Origin of the sequence: Streptomyces sp. SPB074 (assembly GCF_000154905.1) — a bacterium.
GTDB lineage: Bacteria > Actinomycetota > Actinomycetes > Streptomycetales > Streptomycetaceae > Streptomyces.
On record NZ_GG770539.1, the window covers coordinates 1,546,049 to 1,548,188 of the forward strand.

The following is a 2,140-nucleotide window of genomic DNA, read 5'->3' on the forward strand; positions in this document are numbered from 1 at the left end:
CCCCGCGCCCCCTCGTGCCGCCGCAGACGCGGCGTTCGTGGCCGTCGCCCCTCGCCGGGCAGGACTTGCCGGGCCTCGTCCCGCCGCCGCACGCCAAGGTCGCGCGCGAGGACAAGGGGACAGACCCGAATGCGCCGTCGCAGGGCACGTCGCGCGCGGCGGCGGACGGCTACGGCTTCCCGCGCGCCGATGTGCCGCGTGCGGGCTACGGCTTCCCCGGCGCGTCCTCCCCCGGCGCGCAGCCCGGGTACGGGTTCCCGCCGCGCGGCGCGGAGGGCGGTTACGGCTACCCGGCACCCACGGACGACGCCGCACCCGCCGATCCGCAGACGACGCGACTCCACCGGGTACGTCCGACGACGCCCCCACCGGAAGCACCCGCGCCCGAAGCCGCCGCCATGCCGGAGGCTCCCGTCGGACCGGCAACGCCGGCCGCACCCGTCGCGCCCGTCGGACCGGAGAACGGCGCGCCGCCGCAGGCCCCTCCCGTGGGCCCTGACGGCCCCGGTCCCGCAGCGGCGCAGCCTCTGCCCCCGCAGGTGTCCCAGCCGCCGGAGGCCGCGCCGGGTGTGCCGCAGGCGGGGACACGGTGGGACGTACCGCAGCAGCCGCAGCCTCCTCAGCAAGGCCGGCAAGGCCAGGACCCTCGGTCGGCGCCGCAGGGTGGTCCGGAGCAGGCGGCCGGGCCGGCGGACCCGCGGCTCGGCTCGGCGTGGCCGCAGCCGATGCGGCACGACCAGCGGCAGCGCACCCACCCCGGGGCGCCGCTCGGCTACACGGCGGCCGTCGAGCTGTCCTCGGACCGGCTGCTGCGCGGCAACAAGCAGAAGACGCGCAGCAGCCGTCCGGTGGGGGGCGGCTCGCGGTTCCGGATCGGGGCGCGCAAGGAGGAGGCGGAGCGGCAGCGCAAGCTGGGCCTGATCCGTACCCCCGTCCTGTCCTGCTACCGGATCGCCGTCATCAGTCTCAAGGGCGGTGTCGGGAAGACCACCACGACGACGGCGCTCGGCGCGACGCTCGCCTCGGAGCGGCAGGACAAGATCCTCGCGATCGACGCCAATCCGGACGCGGGGACGCTGGGACGTCGCGTACGGCGCGAGACCGGCGCGACCATCCGCGACCTGGTGCAGGCGATCCCGCACCTGCACAGCTACATGGACATCCGCCGGTTCACCTCGCAAGCGCCCTCGGGCCTGGAGATCATCGCGAACGACGTGGACCCGGCGGTCTCGACGGCGTTCAACGACGAGGACTACCGTCGTGCGATCGACGTGCTGGGGCGGCAGTACCCGGTGGTGCTCACGGACTCCGGTACCGGGCTGCTCTACAGCGCCATGCGCGGCGTGCTCGACCTGGCCGATCAGCTGATCATCGTCTCGACGCCGTCGGTGGACGGCGCGTCGAGTGCGAGCACGACGCTCGACTGGCTCGCGGCGCACGGCTACGCCGAGCTGGTCGCGCGGAGCATCACGGTGATCTCCGGGGTCCGCGAGACCGGGAAGATGATCAAGGTCGACGACATCGTGTCGCACTTCAGGACGCGGTGCCGGGAGGTCGTGGTCGTACCGTTCGACGAGCATCTCGCGGCCGGTGCCGAGGTCGATCTCGACATGATGCGGCCGAAGGTCCGCGAGGCGTACTTCGACCTCGCGGCCGTGGTCGCCGAGGACTTCGCGCGGCATCAGCAGGCGCAGGGACTGTGGACCTCGGACGGCAACCCGCCCCCCGTCGCCGCTCCCCCGCTGCCCGGCCAGATCCCGCCGCAGGCAGCCCCTCCGGGCGCGGCGTACGGGCCGGGCCACGTCGCCGGGGGACCCGGCGGCTTTGGCGGGCAGGTAGCGGGAGGTCAAGGCGGCGTTGCGGGGCAACCCGGCGGGGCCGTGCCGGGTGGCGTGGTGCAGGGAGGCGTACCGCACCCGGGTGCGCCGCACCCCGGCGCACCCCGGGCAGGGATGCCGCACCCCGGCGCGGCGCGGCCGGAGGCACCGCGCGCCGGCGCTCCTTACCCGCAGCCGGGCCCGCGCCCCGCGCCGGGTGCCGCGCTGCCGCCCGCCACTCCCCCGGCGCCCGGCCGCCCGCACGACGGTGGGTACGGTGCGCAGCCACCGCACGCGGCATACCCGGCCCAGGGCGCCGCGCC

General features: G+C 76.1%; 1 protein-coding gene. It reads left to right on the top strand.

Going from position 1 to position 2,140, the window contains the following annotated elements; translation table 11 throughout:
- Positions 1-2,140 (top strand): MinD/ParA family ATP-binding protein (locus SSBG_RS35390; protein WP_008745336.1); only part of this gene is annotated, 2,140 nt, incomplete at both ends.